Origin of the sequence: Caproicibacterium argilliputei (assembly GCF_029211325.2) — a bacterium.
Classification (GTDB): domain Bacteria; phylum Bacillota; class Clostridia; order Oscillospirales; family Acutalibacteraceae; genus Caproicibacterium; species Caproicibacterium argilliputei.
Genome location: NZ_CP135996.1, coordinates 1,653,665 through 1,678,603, shown reverse-complemented (window position 1 = coordinate 1,678,603; position 24,939 = coordinate 1,653,665). Strand labels below are relative to the sequence as shown.

Sequence of the window (24,939 nt, the reverse complement as noted above, 5' to 3'; positions counted from 1 at the left end):
TGGTATTTGTGCCAATGATATCTGCAGAAAATCAATGCGGAGCGTGAGTGTTATGCAAGTCAAACGTGGAGACATTTTTTACGCGGATTTAAGTCCGGTCGTCGGCTCAGAGCAGGGCGGCGTAAGGCCGGTGCTGATTATTCAGAATGACGTGGGAAACCGTTTCAGCCCCACGGTGATTGCCGCGGCAATCACCAGCCAGCGCGGAAAAACGGAACTGCCCACGCATATTCACCTGAACGCCGCCGCCACAGGGCTCTCTCGGGACAGTATTGTCCTGCTGGAGCAGGTTCGTACTTTAGATAAACATCGCCTGCGCGAACATATGGGGCGTCTTGGTGAGGAGGGCATGGCGGCAGTTGACCGCGCCCTTTCTGTCAGCTTCGGATTGACAGAACAGCCGAATCACCGTACAATGGATTTGCCGTCGGCAGCAGCACAGGTTTCTCATGGAGCTGCTACATAAAGCGCTCCTGCATGTGCTGCAGGCGGCCGGTCTGCAATCAAAAAACGACCGATAGGAGGCGAGAACCTCCAATCGGTCGTTTCTTTATACACAGAAAGCTGTTAGCTTACTTTTTTGCGGTGACCGGTGCTTTTTCCACACCGTTATAAACAATGCCGCGGTCAGAGTCCAGCGTTACGGTTACGCCGCTGCGCAGAATCTTGGTCGCGTTTTCTGCGCCGACAATTACGGGTTTGTTCAGCGAAAGCCCCACAATTGCTGCATGCGAGTTCATGCCCTGCTCCTCAGTGATAATACCGGAAGCCTTCCGCATATATTTCATGATGTCGTTGCTGGTACTTGGCACAACGATGATGTCGCCGGTGTGAAAATTCTGTGCAAGCTCCGCCTGGTTTTTGCAAACGCAGAGGTTGCTGCATATGGAGCCCAGGGAAATGCCGGCGCCGGTTACCAGAACGTCACCAACCAGCTGTACCTTGACCAGATTTGTGGTGCCGGAAATGCCCAGCGGGACGCCCGCGGTAATGACGGTCAGGTCGCCGTCCTTGACCAGCCCCTGTTTGCGTGCGATGTTTACAACATGGTCGAAAAGCTCGTCTGTGTTCTTCTTTTCGTCAACCATGATCGGAATTACACCCCAGGAAAGGTTCATCTGGTACCAAACCTTGCGGCTTGTGGTGCCGCTGATGATGGGGCAGGCTGGGCGGTACTTGGAAATGGTGCGTGCTGTCCGACCGGATTTCGTAACGGTCATGATGGCGGCGGCACCGAGGTCATGTGCGGTTGTGCAGGTCGCGTGCGAAATGGCGGAAGTTACATCGCTCTTTTCCGTCCAGGTGCTGGTGCGGAAGCGGCGGGTATAGTCAATGCTACGCTCGGTGCGCTCAGCAATGCGTGCCATGGTTTTGACTGCTTCCACCGGGTATTTGCCCGCGGCTGTTTCGCCGGAGAGCATGATAGCGCTGGTGCCGTCATAAACAGCATTGGCAACGTCGGTTGCTTCCGCACGGGTCGGGCGCGGATGCTGAATCATGGAGTCCAGCATCTGGGTGGCTGTTATCGCCAACTTGCCGGCAGCAAAAACTTTGCTGATAATTTCTTTTTGCAGAACCGGTACTTCTTCCATGGGAACTTCTACACCGAGGTCGCCGCGTGCAACCATGATACCGTCGGAAACACGGATGATATCGTCAATGTTTTCTACGCCGCCGGTGCTTTCAATCTTGCTGATGACCTGCATATCGTGGTTCCCGTTTTTCTCCAATTCGCTGCGCAGGCTGATAATGTCGTCTGCACACCGGACAAAGGAAGCGGCAATCATATCAAAATCTTGCTCAACGCCAAACGCAATGTCGGACTTGTCCTGCTCGCTCAGGAAAGGCAACGAAAGGTTAACACCCGGAATGTTGATGCCCTTATGCTTGTTGATGCGGCCACCGTTCATGACTGTGCAAAACACTTCCGTGTTTGTTGCTTCGTCAACGCGCAGCTCAACCAGACCGTCGTCAATCAGGATGCGGGTGCCGGGGAACACTTCATTGGGCAGGTTTTTGAAGGTGATGCCGCAGCGGGTGTTGTCACCCGGCACATCTTCGGTTGTTAAAATGTATTTCTGACCGTCCACCAGATCAACCGGCTTGGGGAAGTCAAGCGTACGGATTTCGGGACCTTTGGTATCCAGCAGAAGTGCCACCGGAAGTCCCAGTTCTTCACGCAGTTCTTTCACCGTGTCAATCCGCACCTGATGTTCCTCATGGGAACCGTGCGAAAAGTTGACACGAGCCACATCCATTCCGGCGAGCATCAGCCCGCGCAGAACGTTTTTGTCGTCAGTGGCAGGTCCAAGCGTACAAATGATTTTTGTTTTACGCATACAATATGACCTCGATTCTAAAAAATCAATTCATCAGGCGCAAAGCAGAAACCGCGAAACAATAGGGTGACGTTCATCTGCCGCATAAACTCTTCAAATGATATGCAAATTTTCCGCACAGCGTTTCTGATCGCAATCAAGCGGAGCAGGAACGTTTGAGAGGGGGCAGCCGCAGAGGAAACGCAGATATTGTTGAGGCGCTTTCAAAATTTTGCCCATATTATATTACAGCAAAATATTCAAAAATGCAACCACTTTTTTAGCAGAATATATGTGCACCTCTCACAATCCCTTGCAATCGGGCGGGATGTGGCTTAAAATAGAAATCAAAGAGTAGATTTTGATAGATAAGGAGTCGCTTTATGCATAAACATCGTCAGGAACGTGTCCTTTCTGATACGGCGCCGCGCGGCGGCACCGCAGCGGGGCTGCAGCGGCTGCGGCGATGGATGACTGTGCTGCTGGCGGCAATCCTACTGCTTTCTGTTCTGCTGGGGATTGCTGTATGGAAAGCATGGAAACCTCTGGACGGCAGTGCTTCTTCCTCTGCTTCGGGAGCATCGACAGGCTCACAGGATTCGGGGACGCTGCCGGTGCCTGACAACAGCTGGGCGCTGACAGTGGTTTCTCCCAGTGAGAAAATCAGCAGCAGCTTTCAGCCGCAGCTGACAACTTATGGCAGTGTACAGGTAGACAAGCGGATTGTGCCGGCGCTTGAACGGATGCTGGCGGACGCGAAAGCAGCAGGTTACACGCTGCAGGTGACCGGCGGCTACGTGGATGCCCAGACGCAGGAAAAACTCTATCAGAAAAAAATACAGGCGTATATGCAGCAAGGCGGCAAAACGCGCGCAGTTGCGGAAAGCGAAGCTGCCGCTGTCACGCCGCCGGGCGGATACAGCGAAAACCAGACCGGCATGGCAGTGACGTTTCCGTCCGATGCATCCTTTCTGGCTTCTGACGGCTACCACTGGCTGCTGAACCATTGCGTCGATTACGGCTTTGTGCGCCGCTATACAGATGATAAAGAAGGACGCACCGGCTTGCAGGATGATCCGAGCCACTTCCGCTATGTGGGAACCTATAATGCGCAGACCATGCGCAAGCTGGGTCTGTGTCTGGAAGAATATGTGCTTTATCGGCACAATCAATCGGTCAGCAACTGATTGAATTCTATAAAAAACTTGCTTTTCGTCCGCGTTTGTGTTAAAATGCGAATGTTTAGAGCCCGTTTGCGCCGTACTGCGCCTTTCCGGGTGCCTGTGCAGGCGGGCTGTTATGCTGCAGCTTTTGCTGAAAGAGGTGACAACCCATGAAAAAAGGTATCCATCCTGCGTATAAGGATACAACCATCACATGTGCCTGTGGCAATGTGATTCACACTCGTTCCACGAAAGAGAACATCCGCGTTGAAATCTGCTCCAAATGCCATCCGTTCTTTACCGGCAAGCAGAAGCTGGTGGACAGCAGCGGCCGTGTTGATATGTTCAAAAAGCGTTACGGCATGTCAAAGTGATTCGCTTTTCTCTGGAATGCTGAGGACTGCTGCATAACAGGACTGGTTTTACAGCCTTGCGTTGCAGCGGCCCTTTTTCTTTATGCGGGAGGTTATGACAGAAATGAAGGAATACCTGACGCTGAAAGAGACAGGCACAGACGCATTTGTCGAGAAAAAGTCCCGCTTTCTCGGTACGGCGGCGCCGGTTCACACACGGGAAGAGGCAGAAGCCTTTGCCACACAGGTAAAAAAACAGTATTGGGACGCAAAGCACAACGTTTCCGCTTATGTTCTGCGTACAGGTGAGCAGCACTGCTCGGATGACGGCGAACCGCAGGGGACTGCGGGCGTTCCAGTGCTGAATGTCCTTTTAAAAAACAATGTGACCGACGCTGCGGTGGTGGTGACCCGTTACTTCGGTGGTGTCCTGCTGGGAACCGGCGGATTGGTGCGGGCATACTCGCACGGCGCGTCGATTGCACTGCAGCGCGCGAAAATTCTGCGTATGAAGCCGTGCCTGCTGCTGCAGGCGGCGTGCACATACAGCCAGTACGGCAGGGCAGCGGCGCTTGTGGCAGAAGCCGGAGCTGTGGTGGATGATACTCGGTTCACCGATTCCGTAACCCTGCAGTTCCACATGGAAGCCGAAAAGCTGCTGGCCTTGGAAACGGCGCTTGCCAATGCCACTGCAGGCAGCGTGCAAGTGCAACAGTATGGAGAGGATTTTTTTCCGCTGGAGGTGCCTTTTTAGGAAACAAAACTGTGAACAATTTTTGAATATTCACATTCTTTCGCCGGGTTTGCAGGGGAAACCGCTTTTTTTGCGTATAACATATAAGTAAGAAATGTTTTTCTATGCAGCTGGGAAACCGCAGAGGGCGGCTTTCAGAAAGGAGATACCTTTGAATATTCGGGAACAGACAGAAAAAATCGAGCAGACAATCCTTTCGCCCTTGGCAACGCTTGCCTGCAGAACGGCCGGCCGCCAGTATCCGGAAGAGGAGGACGACCTGCGAACAGCGTTTCAACGCGACCGCGACCGCATTATTCACTGTAAGTCCTTTCGCCGCTTAAAGCATAAGACGCAGGTGTTCCTTTCGCCAGAGGGCGACCACTACCGCACACGGTTGACACATACGCTGGAGGTTGCACAGATTGCCCGCACCATTGCCCGCTGCCTGCGGCTGAACGAAGACTTGACCGAAGCCATCTCCCTTGCGCATGATTTGGGGCACACGCCGTTCGGTCATGCCGGTGAGCACGCGCTCAATGAGATCTGCAGCGTTTCTCCGATGGAGGATGGCAGCAGCGGCTTCCGCCATTATGAGCAGAGCGTACGGATTGTGGAGCGATTGGAAAAAAACGGGCATGGCTTGAACTTGACGGCGGAAGTGCGCGACGGCATTTTGTGCCACACTTGCGGTGCGCAGGCAAAAACACCGGAAGGCCGCATTGTTCGCGTAGCAGACCGCATTGCATACATAAATCATGACATCGAAGACTCGGAACGTGCGGGGATTCTGCGAGAAGACCAGCTGCCGGAAAGCGTGACAGCTGTGCTTGGCCACTCCAAGCGAGAGCGGATTGACCGTCTGGTGCGTTCGGTTGTCCGGTGCAGCACAGATGGCGTGATGCGCATGGAGCCGGAAATTCAAAAGGCGTTTGATGATTTGCACGCTTTTATGTATGCATCGGTTTATGTCAATCCCCATGCCAAGTCGGAAGAGAAAAAAATTCCGTTGGTCATCGAAAAACTGTATGAATACGCGCAGGTTTCGGAGCATTTGCCGGAGGATATGCGCAGAATTGCGAAAGAAGACGGTGTGCGTCGCGCTGCGGTCGATTATATTGCGGGCATGACAGACCCGTATGCCGTGGAACTGTTTGAACGTGTATACGTGCCGCACGCTTGGCAGCACCGGTGAACCGGCCGCGTTGCCGCAAAAGCAGCCGCTGAAAAGGGGGAAACAGGGTTTTGCCGCTTCCGCAGGAGTTTATCGAGGAATTAAAGGCTCGCAGCAGCATTGAAGACGTCGTTTCCAGTTACGTCGGTTTAAAGCGGCGCGGGCGTACTTTCGTGGGGCTGTGCCCGTTTCACAGCGAAAAAACGCCTTCCTTTACCGTTTATCCGGACAATGGTTCTTTTTATTGCTTTGGCTGCGGTGCAGGCGGAGATGTCATTACGTTTGTGGAGAAAATTGAAAATCTGGATTACTTGGAGTCTGTGCGTTCGTTAGCGCAACGTGCCGGGATTACTGTGCCGGAGAGTGACGCGGACCGCGGCCTTGCCAAACTGCGAATGCGGCTGTATGAGATGAACCGAGAGACAGCACGCTACTACCACGGGATTTTGCTTTCACCCCAGGGAAGCGCAGGCATGGAATACTTTGCCCGGCGCGGCCTTTCACCGAAAACTATCAGCCGCTTTGGTTTGGGCTATGCACCGCCGGACCGCTTTTCGTTGGTTGACTATTTGCGGAAGAAAGGATTTTCTGAGCAGGAGATGATTCAGGGAAACGTGGCGTTTGCCAGCCGCAGCGGCCGTGCGATTGACCGCTTTCATGAGCGTGTGATGTTTCCGATTATTGACCTGCGCGGAAATGTGATTGCGTTTGGCGGACGTATCCTGGGGCAGGGGGAGCCAAAATATCTGAACACCAGTGACACGCCGGTGTTCAGTAAGGGCCGCAGCCTGTTTGCTCTGAACTTTGCAAAGGAGCACGCTCAGCCGTACTTGATTCTGTGCGAAGGGTATATGGATGTAATTGCCTTGCATCAGGCGGGCTTTCCGAATGCGGTCGCGGGGCTTGGAACAGCCCTGACGCCGGAGCAGGCGCGGCTGATCGCGCATTATACAAAGGAAGTAGTGGCTTCCTATGATGCGGACGCGGCGGGGCAGAAAGCCGCTTCTCGCAGCATTCCACTGCTGCGGGAAGCGGGACTGACTGTTCGGATTCTGGTGGTACCAGACGGAAAGGATCCTGATGAATTTATCCGTTCACACGGTGAAAGCGGACATGCCCGCTTTCAACAGCTTCTGGACAGCTGCGGCAACGATGTGGAGTATCGGCTGACGAAACTCAAGCAGGAAATTCATGTTCAGACACCAGAGGGCAAGGTGCGCTATCTGAATGAAGCCTGTGGCGTGCTGGCAGCATTGGACAGTGAACTGGAGCGGGAGGTTTATGCCGGAAAGCTTGCCGAAGAGGCGGGCGTACAGCGCACAGCTGTTTTGCAGCAGGTGCGGCGGCTCCTTGAAAAAAAGCAACGGACGCGTCGGCAGAAAGACTTCCGTACCTTTCGCCGGCAGACAGCCGGTGCACAGGATAAAGTCAACCCGGAAAAAAAGCAGAATTTGCGCGCAGCCCGTGCTGAAGAGGCAATTTTGGGGGTTATGATTGATTATCCTGAAACTTCCGCGTATATCGTTGCAAAATTACTGCCGGAAAAGTTCATAACGGCCTTCAACCGCCGTGTATATTGCATAATCATGGGTAAAATGAAAGATGGCAAGGTTGTTAGCCTTACAGATTTGGCAGACAGCCTTTCTCAAAGCGAGATGGGGCTTGTGGCCGGGTACTGCGCCCGGCACGCAGGAATGCACGCAGGCACGCAGGAAGTGGATTCCTATATCTGCGTGCTCCTGAAGGAAAATGATAAGAACAGCGCACAGAACAGCAGCGATGAGGAAATTCAGCGTTACTTCGAACAGCTGCGCGCGGAGAAAAAATAAGGGGGTTTTCAGATGGCAGCAACTGCTACACCAGATAAGAAAACAGTTTTGCGGGATTTGATTGAACAGGGAAAGACGAAGGGCTCTCTTTCTACCAAGGACATTCTGGATGCAATCGGAGAGATGGACTTTGAACCGGAGCAGATTGAAAAGTTTTATGATATGCTTGAGGGTTTGGGCATTGAGATTGTGGAGGATCTTGGTGAAGACACGCTCAACGACCTGCAGCTGACGCCCCCAAAAGAGAATGCCGACGAGGGTCTGGACGTTGCCGTAAACACCGAGGGAATCGCCATTGATGATCCGGTGAAAGTCTATCTGAAAGAAATCGGTCGTGTTCCGCTGCTGACGCCGGAAGAGGAAATTGATCTGGCTGTGCGGATTAAAGACGGCGATGAAGCCGCGAAAAAGCGTTTGGCAGAGGCAAACCTGCGTCTGGTGGTCAGCATTGCCAAGCGGTATTTGGGCCGCGGTATGCAGTTTTTGGACTTGATTCAGGAGGGAAATCTCGGCTTAATCAAAGCGGTCGAAAAGTTTGATTATACCAAAGGATTTAAATTCTCTACGTATGCAACCTGGTGGATTCGTCAGGCCATTACGCGCGCCATTGCGGATCAGGCTCGTACTATCCGCATCCCCGTGCACATGGTGGAAACAATCAATAAGGTAAAAAAAGTATCGAGCCAGCTGCTGCATACCAACGGTCATGAGCCTTCCGCTGACGAAATCAGCGATGAGTTGGGTATGCCGGTCGATAAAGTGCGCGAAATTCTGCGAGTGGCGCAGGAACCGGTTTCTTTGGAAACACCTATCGGCGAGGAGGAAGACAGCCATCTGGGTGACTTCATTCCGGATGATGACGCGCCGGCTCCGCAGGATGCGGCATCGCACACACTGCTAAAAGAGCAGCTGAACGAAGTGCTGGATACCCTGACGCCGCGCGAAGAAAAGGTGCTGCGCCTTCGCTTTGGCTTGGAGGACGGCCGCTCCCGTACGCTGGAGGAAGTGGGAAAAGAGTTTAATGTCACCCGTGAGCGAATCCGCCAGATTGAAGCAAAGGCTCTGCGCAAGCTGCGTCATCCCAGCCGCAGCAAAAAACTAAAGGATTTCTTAGACTAAGGGGCGCTTTCATGGTCATTACACTGGAAACAGATTATGCCGTGCGTATCGTGGAACTTCTGACCCGTGCAGAAGGGAAAACGGACGCCCGCACCATTGCGGAAAAAACGCTGGTGACACAGCGTTTTACTCTGAAAATTCTGCACAAGCTGGTCAATGCCGGTTTGGTCACTTCTTTTAAGGGCGCGCACGGCGGTTATATGCTGGCACGTCCACCAGAAAAAATTACGCTGCTGCAGGTCATTGAGGCGGTGGAAGGTCCGTATATGTTCAGCCGCTGTCAGCAGGAAACATACAACTGTAACCATAGCTGCACCACAAGCTGCCGGTTTCATGAGATCTATGACGAAGTGACTGTTATGGTGCGGGACAAGCTTCGTTCCTATACATTTGCCGAAACGGATGCCTGCGACTGAAAGCAGGTTTTCACAAAAAAACTCTGCCTTCCTTTCGGAAAGGGCAGAGTTTTTTTGGCGCTTAAAGGCGGATACCCTGAATTAACAGGGAAACGGTTCCGTCCGGATTGTGAATGAACTGCACGCCATCACCACTGTGGTAAACTTCAAGCGGTATTTTAATTTCAATACCGTTTTCCGCCTTAAAAGACTGCTTTTTCATGCGGTTTGCGGCAGTGGGAGAAACATGAACCGTGTCTGACATCTGCAGATTCTTCTGCGCAACAGCACGGGAAAATTCTTCTTTCACTTCTGCAGGGGGGTCTTCATAAATGGAGTCACATAAATTCTCTAAGGTTGCCGCATCGTCATTTTCCGCCTGCTCACACAGAACGGCGGCCACGTGCGCTTTGATTTCCTGTTTGTTTTCATAGAACTTTTCATTTACGGTTTCCACTGCTTTTTGCACAGCGTCCAATTTTTGCTTTTCAGAGATGCCGAAGCTGCACTCCAGAATCTGTTCCGATAAATAGCAGCGTTTTTTGCCGTCAATCTCATATCGCTTTTCCAGCAGACGGACTTCATCCTGCTTCAGGGCAATCAGCGCGCCTTCGTCCGGTTTAGCTTTTGGCTGCGGCAGGGTAATGCGCTGTCGCAGAATGGCGTTGCTGTGTTCGTTTCCATCCGGACAGCTGCAGGCGTGGATATAACTGTCCCGATAATTCAGCTTTAGCAGCACCAAATAAGGCTCCTCTTCAATTTCTGCGCAGGCAAAGAGCAGATCCCCAGCAGGAATATCCGGATTCTGTTTTAAAACGGTAAAAATGGTGCCGGCGGTTTCCCGCGAAAAGGCAAGAAACTGTTCTTCACAGTGGGCTGCGGCAGTTTGAAATTTGCTGCCGGGTATAAAATGGCACAGCTTACAGTCGTCACTGGCATAGAGGTGTTCGATATGGCTGCTCAAAAAGGCCTCCGTTTCCGGATCCAGTGTTAGCAGCGTGTCCGAAAGTACCGGAAAGTCAATGTTTGTGTCCAAAATATGCAGGACAGCTTGGGTAATTGAAACCATGGTTTTGTCCCCTTTCTCTGTTGTATTGTAACATAAAGGGGGCAAAGGTCAAGAAAAAGGTCTGTTTTTGGCGGGTGATTTTACAAAAAACCATCTCGGTTTAAAAAGAAGAAGAGGGTATAGCGACCCCATTCCGGATGAGAGGCGGTGCCGGCATAAACCTCTAAGAAGTGCGTACTGCCGTCTGCACACCGCAGATGAAATAGAAAGTGAACATTTCCACAGGACTGGTAATCCTGCTGTGCGGTCAGAAATACGGGGAAGTCATTTGGCTCTCCGAATTGCTGCATCCAGGCTTCCCAACCGGAGATGGAAAACAGGGCATCAGACGGCAGACCAGTCAGCTCCTGCAGACTGTCAGAGGCAAAAAGCAGACGACCGCTTTGCGTGTCAAACCCGGCGAGGGCACCCGGCACAACCCGGAACAGTATGTCCGTCAGCAGGGAGTCGTGCGGAATACCGGCAGTGGGAGCGGAGCTGGTTTCTACTGGGAACGTACCGTCACTTTGTTCCAGCAGTCGGTCAAATGCACAGCAAGGCAACGGCTTTGAAAAGTAATATCCCTGCACAATGTGGCAGCCCATTTTTTTAAGGTATTCACATTCCTCTTTCGTTTCTGCTCCCTCGCAGAGCACCTCCATCTGCAGCTGGTTCGCAGTGCGAATCAGATTGGGAAGCAGTGCATCGTTTCGTGGCTTAACAAATGGGTCGTGTGAAAGAAACCGCTTGTCTAACTTTAAAATATCGAAGTCCAGTTCCTGCCAAAGGTTCAAACCCGCATAGCCAGAGCCAAAGTCATCAATGGAAACTTTGTAACCATAGCTGCGCAGTTCATCAATCAAACGCTTTGCCTGCTTGAATTCATCTAAAAACAGCGTTTCGGTAAGCTCAAACTCCAGTAGTTCCGGCGGAATTCCATAGGTTTCAGCAATGGTGTGCAGCGCTTTGGCAGTACCGCTGCGCTGGGTGTGCAGGCGGGAAAGGTTGACGGAGATCGTTACAGTCGGAAGTTGCATTTTTAAGCGATGCGATAAATAGATGCATACTTTTTCGAAAATGAGAAAATCCATTTCAATAATGGAACCATTATGCTCCAGAAACGGGACAAAGCTATCCGGGTAAAGCAGGGAACCGTCAGTACGGATGCCCCGCGCCAGTGCCTCAGCGCCGACGATTCTGCCCGACTGCAGGTTTACCTTGGGCTGTAGGTAGAAGCAATATCGCTTTTCACGCAAGGCAGCCTGTGCAAGGGATGCCGCGTCTTTTTTTAGGATGATTTCCTGCTTGAAAGCAGCGTCAAACCAGACAACTGTGGTTTTGCTGTGTGATTTCAGATATTTTCTTGCCGTATTGGCACGGCTGATTGCAGCAATGAGACCTGCGCCGCTGACGCTGCAGAGTCCACAGGCAGCATGCACGCGGCAGTTTGGGTGAAAGGGCAGTTGCTCCTGCAGGAATGTTTTTAGCAAGCGGCACATCTGCTCTGTTGACGCCGTGCGCCCCTGCGGGGCAGATGACACCTGTATCAGACAGAGAAAGTGGTCGGCAAACACGCGATGCGAGCAACACACGCCGGGAAAATTTTTCCAAAAATTTGCAAAGGCGCTGAGAAAGCGATCCCCCTCCGCATAGCCGTAAAGTAAATTTACGCTTTGAAATTCCACGATGTCTGTATAAAGAACGATATAACCGTAATTTTCAGCTGTGTGGTCTAAAAACGGGCGGCTTTTTTCCAAAAACGCACGGTAATCGTCAAGACCGTGCGGCAGCTCAGCTGGTGCAAACTCTGAGAGGGATTGAGCCGGTGCAGCATCATATTCGTTTTCCATAAGTAAGCCTCGATTTATCCATCCATTGATTTTTGTATAAATTCCTTTTTTTCGAAGGCAGGGAAAGGAAGCTGTATGACAGAAAAATCTGATTCTATCCGGAAGACAAGAAAATTGAAAATTAGATTTATAATAATATAAATTTCCTATCGAATTACAGACGTCTGCGCAAACTTCCTTTACATGGGAAGTATTATAGAATATTTTTTCAGATTAGTCAATAAAGTGTAATAATAATTCAAAAAACATCGAAAAAACAAAACTGATTTCAAATAATTTGAAATTTTATTCCAAATCACGCGCCATCTGCGCTAACACAGAAACGAAAAAATATAAAATTACAGCGAAGTATCTAATCGTGTTGTAAAGGAATGCTTGCTCTATTTCTGCGTTTAAGAAACGAACACCTATCTTTTTTCATCCGGTCGGCAGGAAAAGAATCAAAAATCCGTATAAAAAGAAAAAAGCCAAGGCAAACCGTCATAATTGCCTTGACAAACCTATCAAAAAGGAATAGAATATTAAACTGCATCATCATAGAGAAGTGCACCTATCTCTTGCAGTTTCTATCATAACACATCAATTTCGAAAAGGCAAGAGGCTTTGTGCAGGGAATGTGATGAATAAGGACGTACGCGGCTAAGCGGCTCTTTAAAAAAAGGATTGGAGTGATTGAGCCAATGGTGAATGTCAAACCGGTGAAGGTGGGCAAAAACACACGCATGAGCTTTTCCAAAATCGACGAGGTACTGCAGATGCCAAACCTCATCGAAATCCAGAGGAACTCATACGAATGGTTTTTGAACGAGGGCCTCAAGGAGGTCTTTAAAGATGTCTCCGGCATTACCGACTACACAGGCAACCTGGTCCTGGACTTCGTTGACTATAAATTGGATGTGGACAAACCAAATTATTCAGTCATGGAGTGCAAGGTGCGGGATGCCACTTATGCGGCTCCCCTTCGTGTAACGGCGCGTCTGCTTAACAAAGAAAGCGGCGAAATCAAAGAATCCGAAGTTTTTATGGGGGATTTCCCGCTGATGACGGAAAGCGGCACCTTTGTCATTAACGGTGCTGAGCGCGTCATTGTATCCCAGCTCGTCCGTTCGCCGGGCGTTTATTATAAGATGGAGTATGACAAAACCGGCAAGGAACTGTACAGCGCCACCGTGATACCGAACCGCGGCGCATGGCTGGAATATGAGAACGATGCCAATGATGTTTTCTATGTTCGTATCGACAAAAACCGCAAGTTGCCAATTACCGTTTTTATCCGCGCACTCGGTCTGGGCAGCGACACGGAAATCCGCGAATACTTCGGCAGCAGCGCGCTGATTGATGCAACACTGGAAAAAGATCCTTGCAAAAACGCGGAAGAAGCACTTTTTGAGGTTTACAAAAAACTGCGCCCAAGCGAGCCACCCACCCTGGACAGCGCGCAGTCGCACATCAACGGACTGTTCTTTGACTCCCGCCGTTATGATCTTTCCCGTGTCGGCCGTTATAAATACAATAAAAAGTTAAATCTTGCAGGCCGAATTACCGGTCAGGTGCTCAGCCGCCCGGTTGTGAACCCCTCCACGGGGGAACTGATGGCGGAGGCGGGGCAGGCTGTTTCGCACGAACTGGCACGTCAGATGGACGATGCCGGTGTTTCAATTGCATATGTCACGGTCAATGAGGAAGAGGTCAAAGTAATCTCTAACGGAATGGTAGACATTCGCAATTATGTCAACTTTGACGCTGAGGCAGAGTGCGGCATTCGGGAGCGTGTGCGTTACTCGGTGCTGGTGGATATGCTCGAGAAAAACGGCGATAATGAAGAGGCTTTGAAAGAGGAAATCCGCACCCATGTTGAAGAACTGGTGCCGAAGCATATTATCATTGATGATATTTTTGCTTCTGTCAGTTATATGTGCAACCTGCAGGTTGGTCTTGGCACGATTGATGACATTGACCACCTGGGGAACCGCCGTATTCGCTCGGTCGGCGAATTGCTGCAGAACCAGTTCCGCATTGGTTTTTCGCGTTTGGAGCGTGTGATTCGCGAGCGTATGACCCTGCAGGCGCAGGACCTTGAGGTCTTGACCCCACATTCGCTGATCAATATCCGTCCGGTTGTGGCGGCCATTAAGGAATTTTTCGGTTCCTCTCCGCTGTCACAGTTTATGGATCAGACAAACCCGCTGGCAGAACTGACGCATAAGCGCCGTCTGTCTGCCTTGGGGCCGGGCGGTCTGTCCCGTGACCGTGCTGGATTTGAGGTTCGCGACGTGCACTATACGCATTACGGCCGTATGTGCCCGATTGAAACGCCGGAAGGCCCGAACATCGGTCTGATTTCGTACTTGGCTACCTTTGCGCGCATCAATGAATATGGCTTTATTGAAGCACCGTACCGCCGCGTTGATAAAGCAACCGGTGTGGTGACCCGCGATGTGGTTTACATGACAGCGGATGTGGAAGATAACTACATCGTTGCGCAGGCAAACGAGCCGCTGAATGAGGAAGGCCATTTTCAGAACGCACGTGTCAACGGCCGTCACCGTGACCAGTTTGTGGTTGTGGAACGCGAAAAAGTCGATTTCATGGATGTATCGCCACGCATGGTTGTGTCTGTTGCAACAGCCATGATTCCGTTTTTGGAAAATGACGACACGAACCGTGCATTGATGGGCTCCAATATGCAGCGGCAGGCTGTGCCGCTGATCAAAACTGAATCGCCGATTGTCGGCACCGGCATGGAGTACAAAGCAGGTGTTGACTCCGGTGCCTGCGTGCTGTGCAAGCGAGCCGGTGCTGTCAAGAGCGTCAGTGCAGATGAAGTGCGCGTCATTACGGATGACGGGGATATTGATGTTTATCCGATTATCAAGTTCCTGCGTTCGAACTCCGGCACTTGCTTTAATCAGGTTCCGGTTGTGAACCGCAACGACCGTGTCAATGTCGGTGACGTGATTGCAGATGGCCCGGCAACAAAAGACGGCGAAATTTCCCTTGGTAAAAATGCCTTGATCGGCTTTATGACTTGGGAAGGCTACAATTACGAAGATGCGGTTCTGATTAGCGAAAAAGTGGTGCGTGACGATGTGTTTACCTCTATTCACATTGAGGAGCATGAAGTGGAAGCACGTGACACCAAGCTTGGGCCGGAGGAAATTACTCGCGACATTCCTAACGTCAATGAGGATATGCTGCGCGATTTGGATGAAAGCGGCATTATCCGCGTCGGTGCGGAAGTGCACGCCGGCGATATTTTGGTCGGTAAGGTAACCCCGAAAGGCGAAACCGAGCTGACCGCAGAGGATCGCCTGCTGCGCGCCATCTTCGGTGAAAAGGCACGTGAAGTGCGTGATACCTCTCTGCGCGTTCCGCATGGTGAGTACGGTATTGTGGTGGATGTCAAAATCTTCACCCGCGAAAATAGCCGTGATGAGTTGAGCCCGGGCGTTAATAAAGTGGTTCGCTGCTACATTGCGCAGAAACGTAAAATTTCCGTTGGCGACAAGATGGCTGGCCGTCACGGCAACAAGGGCGTTGTTTCCCGCATTCTGCCGGTAGAGGATATGCCTTATCTGCCGGATGGCACGCCGCTGGATATCGTTTTGAATCCGCTGGGCGTACCTTCCCGAATGAATATCGGGCAGGTACTGGAAGTGCATTTGGGCATGGCGGCACGTGCGCTTGGCTGGAAAATTATGACGCCTGTTTTTGACGGTGCACATGAAGAGGATATTCGCGCTGCGTTCCGCGAGGCGCATATGAGTGAAGACGGCAAGTTCCCGCTGCGGGATGGCCGTACCGGCGAATATTTTGACAATTCGGTTACCGTTGGCATTATGTATTACCTCAAGCTGCATCATCTGGTTGATGATAAGATGCACGCGCGTTCCACCGGTCCTTATTCACTGGTTACGCAGCAGCCTTTGGGCGGCAAGGCGCAGTTTGGTGGACAGCGCTTCGGCGAAATGGAAGTTTGGGCACTGGAAGCATACGGCGCTGCTTATACCCTGCAGGAAATTTTGACTGTGAAGTCGGATGATGTGGTCGGTCGTGTCAAAACGTACGAAGCCATTGTCAAAGGGCAGAACATTCCGAAGCCGGGTGTACCAGAATCCTTTAAGGTGCTGATTAAGGAACTGCAGAGCCTTGGCTTGGACATGAAAGTGCTGGATAAGGATAACCAGGAAATCGACCTGCGCCAGTCCTTTGATGATGATGACGATATGGGTTTCTCACCGAACGGCGGCAACTTTGATGAGCCGGATGTTGCTGATAATTTGGAGGGCTATTCCGTGGATGAAGCGGATGAAGCACTGTATGACGGCCCCGACAGCTATGTGGAGGACAGCAGCAGTGATGAGCCGGAAGAGGAAGCGGACAGCGGTTTGGACATTTCACTGGATGATATTGATACGGCAGACTGACAGGGGGATTTTGCTACATGGAATTTAATACGCTGGAATCAATCAAAATTGGCCTTGCTTCTCCCGAAAAAATCCGCGAGTGGTCCCACGGCGAAGTAAAAAAGCCGGAAACCATCAATTACCGTACCTTAAAGCCCGAACGGGACGGTTTGTTCTGCGAGCGCATTTTTGGGCCGACAAAGGACTGGGAGTGCCATTGCGGCAAGTACAAGCGGATTCGTTACAAGGGCAAAATCTGTGACCGCTGCGGCGTTGAAGTGACGCGCGCAAAAGTCCGTCGCGAGCGCATGGGGCACATTGAGCTTGCGGCTCCGGTATCACACATTTGGTACTTTAAGGGAATTCCGTCCCGCATGGGATTGATCCTGGACATTTCTCCGCGTATGCTTGAGAAAGTTCTGTATTTTGCCAGCTATATTGTGACCGATCCTGGCGACGTGCGGGAGCTGCAGAAGAAACAACTGCTGACAGAAAAGGAATTCCGCGATTTGCGTGAAAAGTACGAGGACGACTTTCACGCAGGCATGGGCGCGGAAGCAATCAAGACACTTTTGGAAGAAATTGACCTCAACAAAGAGTCCAAAGAACTGAAAGCGGAGTTGGAAACCGCGACCGGACAAAAGCGTGTACGCATTTTGAAGCGGTTGGAAGTCGTGGAAGCGTTCCGTCAGTCCGGCAATCGTCCTGAATGGATGATTCTCGATGTCATTCCGGTTATTCCGCCGGATCTGCGTCCTATGGTACAGCTGGACGGCGGCCGCTTTGCGACTTCAGATTTGAATGATCTGTACCGCCGTGTGATTAACCGAAACAATCGTCTGGCGCGGCTGTTGGAGCTGCACGCACCGGATATCATCGTTCGCAACGAAAAGCGGATGCTGCAGGAAGCGGTGGATGCCCTGATTGACAACGGCCGTCGCGGCCGACCAGTGACGGGCCCGAACAACCGCCCGCTGAAGTCTTTGTCTGATTTGCTCAAAGGTAAGCAGGGGCGTTTCCGTCAGAACTTGCTGGGCAAACGTGTTGACTACTCCGGCCGTTCTGTTATTGCCGTTGGTCCGGAACTGAAAATGTACCAGTGCGGTTTGCCGAAGGAAATGGCGCTGGAGCTCTTTAAGCCTTTTGTTATGAAGCGCTTGGTGGAAACCGGAACGGAAGGTAATATCAAGGCGGCACGTAAGGCTGTTGAACGCGCAAAACCGGAAGTTTGGGACGCGCTTGAAATTGTCATCAAGAACCATCCGGTTCTTCTGAACCGTGCGCCGACGCTGCACCGCTTGGGTATTCAGGCGTTTGAGCCGGTGCTGGTGGAAGGCCGTGCCATGAAACTGCATCCGCTTGCCTGTACCGCATACAATGCGGACTTTGACGGCGACCAGATGGCTGTGCATGTGCCGCTTTCCAGTGAAGCACAGGCAGAAGCACGCTTCCTGATGCTGGCGGCAGGCAACCTGTTGAAGCCTTCTGACGGCAAGCCGGTTACGGTGCCGACACAGGATATGATCCTGGGCTCCTACTGGCTGACACTGGATCGTGACGGGGAAAAGGGCGAAGGCAAAATCTTCAAGGATGTGGATGAAGCGATTATGGCTTATGACGCAAAGGCCATTGAGCTGCACGCGAAGATTAAGGTTCGCCGCGTTTTGGAGATTAACGGGGAAATGCAGGAGGCACTGACCGATACTACAGTCGGCCAGATTATCTTCAACCGTCCCATCCCGCAGGATTTGGGCTTCATTGACCGCTCAAAGCCGGAAAATCTCTTTAAGTTTGAGATTGACTTCCTGGTTGGCAAAAAGCAGTTGGGCAAGATCATAGAGAAGTGCATTAAGAAGCACGGTACCGCAAGAACCAGTGAAGTGCTGGATGCCATTAAAGCACAGGGCTACAAGTACTCTGCGCTGTCCGGCATTACGGTTGCTGTCTGCGATGCGACGATTCCGCCGCAGAAAAAAGAAATTCTGCAGAAAACGGAAGAACGTGTCGACTTGATTTCCGACCAGTACAAGAACGGCTTCCTGTCGGATGCAGAGCGCCATGCGGCGGTTATCAGCACTTGGAACAAGGCAACGGATGAAGTTTCTGAAGCACTGCAGAAGAACCTGGATCGCTACAATCCCATTTTTATGATGGCGGATTCCGGCGCGCGTGGTTCCATGAGCCAGATTCGTCAGCTGGCAGGTATGCGCGGCTTGATTGCAAATACCTCCGGTGAAACAATCGAAGTCCCGATTCGCGCCAATTATCGTGAAGGCCTGAACATTCTGGAATACTTCATCTCTTCGCGCGGTGCTCGAAAGGGTTTGACAGATACTGCACTGCGTACAGCTGACTCTGGTTACCTGACCCGTCGTTTGGTTGATGTTTCTCAGGAAGTCATTATCCGTGAGAACGACTGCGGCACAACAGAAGGACTGGAGATTTACGACATCAAAGAGGGCAACGAAGTTATTGAGTCGTTGCATGAGCGTTTGGTGGGGCGCTACCTGCTGGAAGACTTTGTAGACGAGAAGACCGGCGAGGTTTTGGTCAGCAAAGACAAAATGATGAATGATGCGGATGCGGATATCATTGTTTCACACGGCGTTGAGCGTATTAAAATTCGTTCGATTCTGGCGTGTCACGCGAAGCACGGTGTCTGTAAGAAGTGCTATGGCCTGAATTTGGCTACTGGTACGGAAGTGACCGTAGGCGAAGCGGTTGGTATTGTGGCGGCACAGTCTATTGGTGAGCCTGGCACACAGCTGACGATGCGAAACTTCCACACCGGCGGTATTGCGAACGCAGAAGATATTACACAGGGTCTTCCGCGTGTTGAAGAATTGTTTGAAGGGCGCAAGCCGAAGCACCTTGCCATTATCAGCGAAATTGACGGTAAAGTTACTTTTGAGGAAATCAAGAAAAACCGTCATGTGGTGGTTACCGGCGACGACGGCCAGTCTAAGAGTTATCTGATTCCGTTTGGTTCCCGTGTAACTGTGCAGGAAGGACAGAATATCAAGGCCGGCACACGCATTACCGAGGGCTCTGTGAATCCGCATGACGTACTGGCAATCAGCGGCGTTGAAGCGGTACAGGATTACCTGATTGAAGAAGTGCAGCGCGTTTACCGCCTGCAGGGCGTGGATATCAATGATAAGCACATTGAGGTCATTGTGCGGCAGATGATGAAGAAAGTCCGCGTGGAAGACGCGGGAGATACAAATTTGCTGCCGAGCTCCATGATGGAAAAATCAGAGTTTCAGGCTGCCAACAGGGAAATCCGCGACCGCATTGCGGCAGGTGAAACAGGGCTGCGTGAAGCAACCTGCACACCAACCCTGCTTGGTATTACCAAAGCTTCTTTGGCAACAGATTCGTTCCTGTCCGCTGCTTCTTTCCAGGAAACAACCCGTGTGCTGACCGATGCTGCCATCAAGGGCAAAATCGACCCGCTCATGGGCCTCAAGGAAAATGTTATCATCGGCAAGCTGATTCCGGCCGGCACAGGCATGAAGCATTACGCCAATGTGCAGCTTGAAGAGAAAAATTCGGAAAGCAGAGAAGAAAGCTTGACAAATACGGCAGTCTAGCTGTATAATAATCAATTGTGATGGTTTGACTCGTTTTTCCTGTTACGCCGTCGTAAATTGCATACTTTCCCACCTTTGCGGAATGCGGGGTGGGATTTGGTGTGTTCTCTGGATGTTACGCGGTCAATGCCGCTTAACATAAATGTTGGAAATCTGAGTTAGGAGGTGTACTATGCCCACATTTAACCAATTGGTTCATACCGGACGTGAAGTCGCCGAAAAGAAGGCAAAGGCTCCGGCACTGCTGAAAGGCTGGAATGCAAAGAAGCGCATGGCGATTGACCAGAATTCTCCGCAAAAGCGCGGTGTTTGCACTGCAGTTAAAACTGCAACCCCGAAAAAGCCGAACTCTGCTCTGCGGAAGATTGCTCGTGTGCGTCTTTCCAATGGAATGGAAGTTACAGCTTATATCCCCGGTGTTGGCCACAATCTGCAGGAGCACTCCGTCGTGATGGTTCGCGGCGGCCGTGTAAAGGATCTGCCTGGTGTGCGTTACCATATCATTCGCGGCACACTGGATGCGCAGGGCGTTGCAAAACGGATGCAGGCTCGCTCCAAGTACGGCGCAAAGCGCCCGAAGCCGGGCAAGGCTGCAAAGTAAGACAGGACTGAAACTGACGAAAACCTTACGGCTGCGGGCTTTTTTACAAAAGCTCTGTGCGGCGTTTTTATAAAACGCCTCTTGCAGGCCTGACGGGAAGCTTCATTTTCGAGTACCTATGATATCATTTATGTGAAGGAGGGAAGTAAAGTGCCAAGAAGAGGCAATATTGCGAAGCGGGACGTACTGCCCGATCCGCTGTATAATTCAAAGTTAGTCACACGTCTCGTGAATAATATCATGATTGACGGTAAGAAGGGCGTAGCCCAGAAGATCGTTTATGGCGCTTTCGATATTATCAAAGAAAAAACCGGAAAAGAACCTCTGGAGGTTTTTGAGGCTGCCATGGAAAACGTGATGCCTTCTCTGGAAGTCAAGGCCCGCCGTGTCGGCGGTGCTACGTATCAGGTTCCTATGGAAGTCCGCCCGGAGCGGCGGCAGACACTGGGACTGCGCTGGATGACAACGTACTCCCGCCAGCGTTCTGAGCGTACCATGAAAGAGCGTCTTGCAGGTGAAATTCTCGATGCTGTAAATGGTACGGGCGGCGCAGCCAAGAAGCGTGACGATACGCATAAGATGGCTGAGGCCAACAGAGCGTTTGCACACTACAGATGGTAGTGCTACAGGCGTTTGCAGAACGAATGGAGGGTAATTAATGCCTAGGCAGGTAACACTTGATCACACTCGTAACATCGGCATTATGGCGCATATTGATGCCGGTAAAACGACAACAACTGAACGTATCCTGTACTACACCGGTGTCAACCACAAGATCGGTGAAGTGCATGACGGCGCGGCCACCATGGACTGGATGGCACAGGAGCAGGAGCGCGGCATTACAATTACTTCCGCTGCAACGACCTGCTTTTGGACACACAGTGAATACTTTGGCGACCCCGACAAAAACAGAGATTACCGAATCAACATCATCGATACTCCCGGCCATGTGGATTTCACCGTGGAAGTGGAGCGCTCCCTGCGTGTGCTGGACGGTTCTGTAACCGTCTTTGCTGCAAAGGGTGGTGTTGAACCGCAGTCTGAAACCGTTTGGCGTCAGGCTGAGGAATACGGCGTTCCGCGTATGGCCTATGTCAACAAAATGGACATCATGGGCGCTGATTTCTACAACGTGATTGATATGATGAAGGACCGTTTGAACTGCACCCCGGTTCCGATTCAGCTTCCGATTGGTGCGGAAGATTCTTTCCGTGGTATTATTGACCTTGTCGCCATGACAGCAGATGTTTATTATGATGAAATGGGCAAGGATATGCGCGTGGAAGAAATTCCGGAAGATATGCGCGAAAAAGCCGAGGAATACCATACAGCACTGATTGAGCACGTTGCAGAGCAAGACGATGCACTGATGGAAAAATATCTGTCCGGTGAGGAAATCACCAAAGATGAGATTGTTTCCACGCTGCGCAAGGCGACTATTGCCAACAAACTGGTGGTTGTCACCTGTGGTACGTCCTACAAAAACAAAGGTGTTCAGAAACTTCTGGACGCAATCGTGGACTATATGCCGGCTCCGACCGATATTCCGGCTATCCGCGGTACAAATGTTGACACCGGCGAGGAAGAGGATCGTCATGCTTCTGATGATGAGCCGTTCTCTGCACTGGCGTTCAAGATTGCGACAGACCCGTTTGTGGGTAAGCTGTGCTACTTCCGCGTTTACTCCGGTAAAATGAATGCCGGCGATACTGTCTACAATTCCACAAAGGACTGTGACGAACGTATCGGCCGTATTCTGCAGATGCACGCAAATCATCGTCAGGATTTGGAAACCGTTTATGCAGGCGATATCGCCGCAGCAATCGGCGTTAAGAACACGACGACAGGCGATACGCTCTGTGATGAGAAGCATCCGGTCATTCTGGAGTCCATGGAGTTCCCGGATCCGGTTATCCGCGTTGCAATTGAGCCGAAGACAAAGGCCGGTCAGGAAAAGATGACGATTGCGCTGGCAAAACTGGCGGAAGAGGATCCGACCTTCAAGGCTTACACCGATGAGGAAACCGGTCAGACAATTATTGCTGGCATGGGTGAACTTCACTTGGAAATTATCGTTGACCGCTTGATGCGTGAATTCCATGTGGAAGCCAATGTCGGTAAGCCGCAGGTTGCTTACAAGGAAACTATCCGCAAGCCCGCTGACGTGGACTGCAAGTATGTTCGTCAGTCCGGTGGTAAAGGACAGTACGGTCATGTTAAGATTCGTGTGTTCCCGAATCCCGGCGAAGGCTACGAATTTGACAATGTTACCGTTGGCGGTTCCATTCCGAAGGAGTATATTCCGGCGGTTGACACCGGTATCCAGGGCGCAATGCTCAGCGGCGTTGTGGCTGGCTACAACGTTGTGGATGTCAAGGTTGAACTGTATGATGGCTCTTATCATGAAGTTGACTCCTCTGAAATGGCATTTAAGATTGCCGGTTCTATGGCGTTTAAGGATGCCATGCGCAAGGCGGATCCGGTCATTATGGAGCCGATTATGAAGGTTACCGTTACGGTGCCGGACGAGTATATGGGCGATGTGATTGGCGATTTGAACTCTCGCCGCGGCATGATTGAGGGCATGGACGCCATTCACGGCGCACAGCAGATTCATGCTATGGTTCCGCTTTCAGAGATGTTTGGCTATGCAACGGATATGCGTTCCAAAACGCAGGGGCGTGGTCAGTTCACAATGGAGCCGGATCACTACGCTGAAGTGCCGAAAAACATTTCCGAAAAGATTATTTCTGCCCGTACGAAAAAGGAAGAGTAATCATAAATACTGCTTGATTTTTCCCTGTATTCTTGATAAAATAGAATTGATTCTGAATAGGGAAACAACGATTGAAAAATAAAGGAGGAACTTCCAATGGCTAAGGAAAAATTCGACAGATCCAAGCCTCATGTAAACATCGGCACCATTGGTCATGTTGACCATGGCAAAACTACTTTGACCGCTGCGATCACCAAAGTGCTCAGCTTCGCGGGTGATGCGGAATTCAAAGATTACTCCAACATTGACTCCGCTCCTGAAGAGCGTGAGCGCGGCATTACCATTAACACCGCTCATGTTGAGTATCAGACCGAAACGCGCCATTACGCGCATGTTGACTGCCCCGGCCATGCTGACTACGTTAAGAACATGATCACCGGTGCTGCACAGATGGATGGTGCAATTCTGGTTGTTTCCGCTGCTGATGGCCCGATGCCGCAGACACGTGAGCACATCCTGCTGTCCCGTCAGGTTGGCGTGCCGTATATCGTTGTATTCATGAACAAGTGCGACCAGGTTGACGATCCGGAACTGCTGGATCTCGTCGAAATGGAAATTCGCGACCTGCTCAATGAATATGACTTCCCGGGCGATGACACCCCGATTATTCGTGGTTCCGCTCTGAAGGCTCTGGAGAGCACTTCCACAGATATCAATGCACCGGAGTATAAGTGCATTGTCGATCTGATGAAAGCTGTCGATGAGTATATCCCGACTCCTGACCGTAAGGCTGACCAGCCGTTCCTGATGCCGGTTGAGGATGTGTTCACCATCACCGGCCGCGGCACAGTTGCTACAGGCCGTGTGGAGCGTGGCACTGCGAAGATTGGCGAAGAAGTTGAAATCATCGGTTTGACCGACGAGCGCAAGAAGAGCGTTATCACCGGTCTGGAGATGTTCCGCAAGACTTTGGATTATGCGCAGGCTGGCGATAACGTCGGTGTTCTGCTGCGTGGTATTCAGCGTGAGGACATCGAGCGCGGTCAGGTCCTTTCCAAGCCGGGCACGATTCATCCGCATACAAAGTTTAAGGGTCAGGTTTACGTCCTGACAAAGGATGAAGGCGGCCGTCATACGCCGTTCTTCAACAACTATCGCCCGCAGTTTTACTTCCGCACAACGGATGTAACCGGCGTGATTAATCTGCCAGAAGGCACAGAGATGTGCATGCCTGGCGATAACGTTGAGATGGACGTTGAACTGATTGCTCCAATCGCTATTGAGGAAGGTCTGCGCTTCTCCATTCGTGAAGGCGGCCACACCGTTGGTTCCGGTGTTGTTTCCAAGATTAACGAGTAATTGCAAACAAATTGAGGTTCTGCCCCCTGTGGGTAGAACCTTTTTTGTGTGCAACCCTCTTGACAATTTGCCTAGGTTCGCATATACTAAATGTAGGAATTGAATAATTCTTCGGGGCGGGGTGCAATTCCCCACCGGCGGTAATACAGCAGCTGCTGTTAGCCCGCGAGCGTTTGTCAAACGCAGATTCCGGTTGGATTCCGGAGCCGACGGTGATAGTCCGGATGGTAGAAGATATGGAATTAGAGTGCCCCGGTGACGTTTATTACCGGGGCACTCTTA

General features: G+C 51.3%; 17 protein-coding genes and 1 riboswitch. Of the genes, 14 read left to right on the top strand and 3 right to left on the bottom strand.

Annotation, left to right across the window (positions count from 1 at the left end):
• Positions 1–52 precede the first annotated feature (52 nt).
• Entirely contained in the window at positions 53–466 is a 414-nt protein-coding gene (locus tag PXC00_RS08175; RefSeq protein WP_275843993.1) for a type II toxin-antitoxin system PemK/MazF family toxin, read from the top strand.
• A 106-nt stretch (positions 467–572) separates the two neighbouring features.
• Here PXC00_RS08175 and pyk read toward each other — a convergent pair whose 3' ends face one another.
• A complete protein-coding gene (pyk, locus tag PXC00_RS08170; protein ID WP_275843994.1) occupies positions 573–2,339 on the bottom strand; it encodes a pyruvate kinase in 1,767 nt (588 codons plus the stop codon).
• Positions 2,340–2,701: 362 nt separating this feature from the next.
• On the opposite strand from pyk, the gene PXC00_RS08165 reads away from it, so the two are divergent.
• The 7 genes from PXC00_RS08165 to PXC00_RS08135 all read left to right on the top strand — a co-directional run bounded on the left by PXC00_RS08165 (position 2,702) and on the right by PXC00_RS08135 (position 9,105).
• Positions 2,702–3,505, top strand: coding sequence for a M15 family metallopeptidase (locus tag PXC00_RS08165; protein WP_275843995.1), 804 nt, complete (start codon positions 2,702–2,704; stop codon positions 3,503–3,505).
• A gap of 146 nt (positions 3,506–3,651) precedes the next feature.
• Complete coding sequence (rpmE, locus tag PXC00_RS08160) at positions 3,652–3,855, top strand: 50S ribosomal protein L31 (RefSeq protein ID WP_275843996.1); 204 nt, start codon at positions 3,652–3,654, stop codon at positions 3,853–3,855.
• Positions 3,856–3,949: 94 nt separating this feature from the next.
• Entirely contained in the window at positions 3,950–4,588 is a 639-nt protein-coding gene (locus PXC00_RS08155) for a YigZ family protein (protein ID WP_275843997.1), read from the top strand.
• Between the two features lie 151 nt (positions 4,589–4,739).
• On the top strand, positions 4,740–5,762 hold the full coding sequence (locus PXC00_RS08150) for a deoxyguanosinetriphosphate triphosphohydrolase (protein ID WP_275843998.1): 1,023 nt from the start codon (positions 4,740–4,742) through the stop codon (positions 5,760–5,762).
• Positions 5,763–5,812: 50 nt separating this feature from the next.
• On the top strand, positions 5,813–7,570 hold the full coding sequence (gene dnaG / locus PXC00_RS08145; protein ID WP_275843999.1) for a DNA primase: 1,758 nt from the start codon (positions 5,813–5,815) through the stop codon (positions 7,568–7,570).
• Between the two features lie 12 nt (positions 7,571–7,582).
• Positions 7,583–8,689 carry an RNA polymerase sigma factor RpoD gene (gene rpoD, locus PXC00_RS08140; RefSeq protein WP_275844000.1) on the top strand — a complete coding sequence of 369 codons (1,107 nt, stop codon included), beginning with the start codon at positions 7,583–7,585 and terminating at the stop codon, positions 8,687–8,689.
• An 11-nt stretch (positions 8,690–8,700) separates the two neighbouring features.
• Entirely contained in the window at positions 8,701–9,105 is a 405-nt protein-coding gene (locus PXC00_RS08135; RefSeq protein ID WP_275844001.1) for an RrF2 family transcriptional regulator, read from the top strand.
• Between the two features lie 61 nt (positions 9,106–9,166).
• Here the strand turns inward: PXC00_RS08135 and PXC00_RS08130 are convergent, their stop codons facing one another.
• Positions 9,167–10,153: a nucleoid-associated protein gene (locus tag PXC00_RS08130; protein WP_275844002.1), complete on the bottom strand. Its 987-nt coding sequence runs from the start codon at positions 10,151–10,153 to the stop codon at positions 9,167–9,169.
• An 80-nt stretch (positions 10,154–10,233) separates the two neighbouring features.
• The gene (locus PXC00_RS08125; protein ID WP_275844003.1) at positions 10,234–11,982 is read right to left on the bottom strand and encodes a bifunctional diguanylate cyclase/phosphodiesterase; all 1,749 of its coding nucleotides are present in this window, start codon (positions 11,980–11,982) and stop codon (positions 10,234–10,236) included.
• Between the two features lie 680 nt (positions 11,983–12,662).
• Here PXC00_RS08125 and rpoB point away from each other — a divergent pair.
• The 6 genes from rpoB (at position 12,663) to tuf (ending at position 24,657) form a co-directional block, all read left to right on the top strand.
• Positions 12,663–16,409 carry a DNA-directed RNA polymerase subunit beta gene (rpoB, locus tag PXC00_RS08120; protein WP_275844004.1) on the top strand — a complete coding sequence of 1,249 codons (3,747 nt, stop codon included), beginning with the start codon at positions 12,663–12,665 and terminating at the stop codon, positions 16,407–16,409.
• A 17-nt stretch (positions 16,410–16,426) separates the two neighbouring features.
• Positions 16,427–19,981 (top strand): DNA-directed RNA polymerase subunit beta', encoded by a 3,555-nt coding sequence (rpoC, locus tag PXC00_RS08115; protein ID WP_275844005.1) that lies wholly within the window; start codon positions 16,427–16,429, stop codon positions 19,979–19,981.
• A 172-nt stretch (positions 19,982–20,153) separates the two neighbouring features.
• On the top strand, positions 20,154–20,582 hold the full coding sequence (rpsL, locus tag PXC00_RS08110; RefSeq protein WP_275844006.1) for a 30S ribosomal protein S12: 429 nt from the start codon (positions 20,154–20,156) through the stop codon (positions 20,580–20,582).
• 150 nt (positions 20,583–20,732) lie between these two features.
• Positions 20,733–21,203: a 30S ribosomal protein S7 gene (gene rpsG / locus PXC00_RS08105; RefSeq protein ID WP_275844007.1), complete on the top strand. Its 471-nt coding sequence runs from the start codon at positions 20,733–20,735 to the stop codon at positions 21,201–21,203.
• A 37-nt stretch (positions 21,204–21,240) separates the two neighbouring features.
• Complete coding sequence (fusA, locus tag PXC00_RS08100; protein ID WP_275844008.1) at positions 21,241–23,358, top strand: elongation factor G; 2,118 nt, start codon at positions 21,241–21,243, stop codon at positions 23,356–23,358.
• 96 nt (positions 23,359–23,454) lie between these two features.
• Positions 23,455–24,657, top strand: a complete 1,203-nt coding sequence (gene tuf, locus PXC00_RS08095; RefSeq protein ID WP_275844009.1) for an elongation factor Tu — start codon at positions 23,455–23,457, stop codon at positions 24,655–24,657.
• A 103-nt stretch (positions 24,658–24,760) separates the two neighbouring features.
• A riboswitch (FMN riboswitch) is annotated at positions 24,761–24,897 on the top strand.
• Positions 24,898–24,939 lie beyond the last annotated feature (42 nt).